The organism is Hamadaea sp. NPDC051192 (assembly GCF_040682475.1).
Classification (GTDB): domain Bacteria; phylum Actinomycetota; class Actinomycetes; order Mycobacteriales; family Micromonosporaceae; genus Hamadaea; species Hamadaea flava.
This window is the reverse complement of sequence record NZ_JBFBAZ010000270.1, coordinates 1-3,918: the sequence shown is the minus strand read 5'-3', so window position 1 is coordinate 3,918 and position 3,918 is coordinate 1. Positions and strand designations below refer to the sequence as shown.

Sequence of the window (3,918 nt, the reverse complement as noted above, 5' to 3'; positions counted from 1 at the left end):
GCCCCGTTGATCATGGAGTTTCCGGTCACGACACACCGGCGAGACCACAGTTAACTCCATGATCAACGGGGAGAGGGCCTAAGGGCGGGGAGGGGGGCTAGGGGCGGGGAGAGGGGGAGGGGGCGGCGAGCGAGGGGGCGGTAGCCCCCGCAGCGGCCGCCTCCGGAGCGGTAGCGCCGGTAGCGGTAGCGCCGGTAGCGGGAGCGCCGGGAGTGGGGGTGGGGGCAGTGGCGGGGCGGAGGAGGACGGCCAGCACGAGCGCTCCGACCAACGCAGCAGCCATCGTCCACAAAGTAGTAACGTGGAGCGAGTGGACGAACGCGTCGTTGGCGGCCGAGGTGACACCCGGGTCGCCCAGCGATCGGGCGTACTCGGCTGAGACCAGGGCCCGCGAACGCAGCTCGGCGGGAAGTGCGGCGAGCGACGGTGTGACCGACGAGCGGTACACAATGGACATGATGGTGCCGCCGAGCGCGATCCCCAGCACCGCACCGGTTTGGCGTACCGTGTTGCTCACGGCGGAGCCGGCTCCGGCCCGTTCCAGCGGCAGCGTGCCCATCACCGCCGTGGTCACCGGCGCGATGACCATGCCGATCGCGGAACCCTGGATCAGCATCAGCACTTCGAGCACGCCGATCGGCGTGGTCAGCCCGACCAGGCTCCACGATCCCATCGCGAGCCCGGCGACGGTGAGGGCGGTGGCCGTCACCGCTCGCACCGACGTTCGGCGTACCAGTTGATTGGCGAGAGGGGCCGCGATCATGACGCCGACCGCAGCCGGGAGGGCCAGCAGACCCGCTTCCAGCGGGCTGTAGCCGCGCGCGCCTTGCAGGTAGAACGCGGAGTAGAACGAGTTCGCGGTCATGGCGAGGAAGAGCAGGCCGAGACCCGCGGTCCCGCCGCCGAAGACGCGCCGCGCGAGCAGGCGCGGGTCGAAGCTCGGCTGCCGCGCCTTCAGCTCCACGGCCACGAACGCGGCCAGCAGGGCCAGCCCGGCCACCACGGTGCCCCAGACTTCGGGCCGGTCCCAGGCCGCGACTTGTCCCGCTCGAATCAGGCCATACGCCAAGAGCCCGAGCCCGCTCACGGAAAGCGCCAGGCCCGGCAGGTCCAGCGCCCGAGCGGCCGGCGGCTTGAACTCCGGGAGAAGGGCGATGATGCCGAGCAGCGACAGGGCGACGATGGGCAGATTGATCAGGAAGACCGAGCCCCACCAGAAGCGGCTGAGCAGTGCGCCCGACAGCACCGGGCCGATGGCGATGCCGACGCCGGCGGCCGAGGAGAGCAGGGCGAACGCCTGAGCGCGGGCCGCGCCCTGGAAGGTCCAGGTGAGCACGGCCATGGTGGCGGGCATGACGAGGGCACTGCCGGCGCCCATGACCGCGCGGGCCGCGATGAGTTCGCCCGGGCTGCTCGCGTACGCGGCCCAGAGCGAGGAGGCGCCGAAGACGGCCATGCCGACGCCGAGGACGAGCCGATGACCGTAGCGGTCGCCGAGCGCACCGGCGGTGAACATCAGCGTCGCGAAGACGAGGGTGTAGGAGCCGATCGCCCACTGGAGCTGGCCGGGCGAGGCGGCCAGCCCGTGCGTCGGATCGGCCAGAACTTCGAGGGCGTTGCCGAGGATCGTGTTGTCGATCCAGACGAGCAGTTGGGAGCCGACGAGGACGAGCAGGATCAGCCTGCGCTTCGTGGCTGACGGTTCGGTGGTGGACATGGCGCACCCCTGGGTACATTCGACAGGTACCTGACGAATGTGAGCCTGGCAGATTGTCAGGTCCCTGTCAATTGCGTGGGCGTGGAGGATGGTGGCATGGGAACGTTCCTCTCGGAGCCGGGATCGCTGGCCTTCCAGGTCCGCACCGCGTGGCTGGGCCTGCGCGGGGCGCTGAACGCCGAGCTGAAGGCGTACGGGCTCTCCACTCCGCAGTACGCCACGCTCATGATCCTCGAAGCGCACCCGGGATCGTCCAACTCCGATGTCGCCCGCGCCTGTGCGGCGACACGGCAGGCCGCGAACGAGATGCTGATCGCGTTCGAGCGCGACGGGCTCATCGAGCGACGGCCGCACCCCACCGACCGGCGTACGCACCAGCTGTTCCTGACCGACGCGGGCCGGCGGCGGCTGGCCGAGGCCAGGGTCGCCGCCGCTCGATGGGAAGAGGAGATCGAAGCCGGGTTCTCCGCCGAAGAGCGCGCCACCGTACGCAAGTGGCTCGAAGGGGTCTCCGGCGCCTGCGCGCTCTCAGACGAGGGCTAGGTAGTCCTCGACCTCTTCGTAGGTCCGCGCGGTGATCGCGACGTAGCCGTCCGGGCGTACGAGGACGAAGGGCGCTTCGCCGGCCGTCGTCGGGCAGACGCGGACGTCCTCGCGGGGCGCCGTCACCTCCTGCGTCGTGAACAGGGTGAAGTGCGGGCCCCTCATGACGTCGAATCGAGTTGTCGTCGTGCCGTCCGGCCGGTGGATTCTGCCGTTCGGCAGCCGGTCGCCGCCGTGCTCGCCACGCGCCAGCGGGCCACCCTGGTAGGTGAGCATGAGCTGGCTGGTTTCCGCGTCCCGCTTGAACGCCTTGGTGCTGCCGCCCCGGGCCGCCTGGTCGAGCAGGCGCGTACTGAGGCCGAGGATGTGCTCGGCGATCGGCTTGCGCTCGGCCTCATAGGTGTCCAAAAGGGACTCCGAAGCGCCTCCGAGCACCCGGGCCAGCTTCCACCCCAGGTTGTACGCGTCCTGCACGCCCGTGTTGAGGCCCTGCCCGCCGGCGGGGGAGTGCACGTGCGCCGCGTCCCCGGCCAGGAAGACGCGCCCGACCCGGTACCGGTCGACCATGCGGATGTTCACCCGGTACACCGACGACCAGGTGACCTCCTTCAGCACGATGTCCCGGCGGCCGGTGCCCTCGGCGACGATCCGCTGGAAGTTCGCGAACGACAGATCCGGCTCGACGCCGACCGGCAGCGGCGCGGTGAGCTGGAAGGTGTCCGTGTTCGGCAACGGGCACAGGCCGACCTTCAGCTGCCGCTTGAGGAGGTTGACGTAGATGCGCCAGGCGTCGCGCTCCAGCCCCTCGATCCGCACGTCGCCGAGGATCATCCGCTCCTCGTCCCGCGTCTCGCCGACGAAGCCGACGCCGAGGGTCTTGCGGACCACGCTGCGGCCGCCGTCCGCGCCCACGAGATAGCGCGCCCGGACGGTCTCGGTCTCGCCGTTCTCCTTCCGCAGCAGTGCGGTCACGCCGTCGGCGTCCTGCGTGAACTCGGCCAGCTCCACCCCGGACTCGACCCGCCCGCCGTACTCGGCCAGCCGATCACGCAGAACGCGCTCGACCCGCCACTGCGGCTGCATGATCGTCATCGGGTACGGCACGGCTTCGGACGGGTCCTGCTGCTTGTGCATGTGCGCCTTCCAGATCGGCACGCGCCCGGCGTAGATCCGGATCAAGGGGTAGACCTCGCCGGTCGCGAGGATCTCGTCGATCACCCCGAGGTCGTCGAAGACCTCCAGGCTGCGCGGCTGCAACCCCTTGCCCCGCGAACCGGCCCGGTACGCCTGATCGGCGTCCACGCCACGGCCGGCGGTGTCCCGCTCCACGATGCGGACGGCGACACCACGCCGGGCCAGGTCGACGGCGAGGGTGAGCCCGGTCGGCCCGGAGCCGACGATGAGTACGTCCGTTGTCATGCCACGACCTTGACTGGGTCCACTGACATCCCGCTGACACCCCCTGACACCCCACCCCCCACCCGCCCTTCTCCCCACCCCCACCACCCACCCACCCACCGCCCGCCCGCCAACCCTTCTCCCCGTAGATCATGGAGATCACGGTGGTGTCGCCGGTGTGTCTTCACCGGAAACTCCATGCTCACCGAGCGGGGCGAGCGGGGCGAGCGAGGGGGAGGGGGCTCACCGCCGGGGTGGCA

Annotated in this window: 3 protein-coding genes; 1 reads left to right on the top strand and 2 read right to left on the bottom strand. The window is 70.6% G+C overall.

Annotated features, from left to right (window positions below; all coding sequences use genetic code 11):
* Positions 1-97: 97 nt before the first annotated feature.
* A complete protein-coding gene (locus tag AB0M47_RS42345; protein WP_363424603.1) occupies positions 98-1,717 on the bottom strand; it encodes an MFS transporter in 1,620 nt (539 codons plus the stop codon).
* Positions 1,718-1,813: 96 nt separating this feature from the next.
* Between AB0M47_RS42345 and AB0M47_RS42340 the strand changes: the two genes are divergently transcribed.
* Positions 1,814-2,260, top strand: a complete 447-nt coding sequence (locus AB0M47_RS42340) for a MarR family transcriptional regulator (protein ID WP_363424601.1) — start codon at positions 1,814-1,816, stop codon at positions 2,258-2,260.
* Here the strand turns inward: AB0M47_RS42340 and AB0M47_RS42335 are convergent.
* Complete coding sequence (locus AB0M47_RS42335; RefSeq protein ID WP_363424599.1) at positions 2,246-3,679, bottom strand: FAD-dependent monooxygenase; 1,434 nt, start codon at positions 3,677-3,679, stop codon at positions 2,246-2,248. The two genes, AB0M47_RS42340 and AB0M47_RS42335, sit on opposite strands and share 15 nt — an antisense overlap.
* Positions 3,680-3,918: the final 239 nt, after the last annotated feature.

Bases quoted from the DNA above. Each gene is read 5' to 3' on its own strand.
- AB0M47_RS42345 (WP_363424603.1), bottom strand. From the start codon at position 1,717: ATGTCCACCACCGAACCGTCAGCCACGAAGCGCAGGCTGATCCTGCTC.
- AB0M47_RS42340 (WP_363424601.1), top strand. From the start codon at position 1,814: ATGGGAACGTTCCTCTCGGAGCCGGGATCGCTGGCCTTCCAGGTCCGC.
- AB0M47_RS42335 (WP_363424599.1), bottom strand. From the start codon at position 3,679: ATGACAACGGACGTACTCATCGTCGGCTCCGGGCCGACCGGGCTCACC.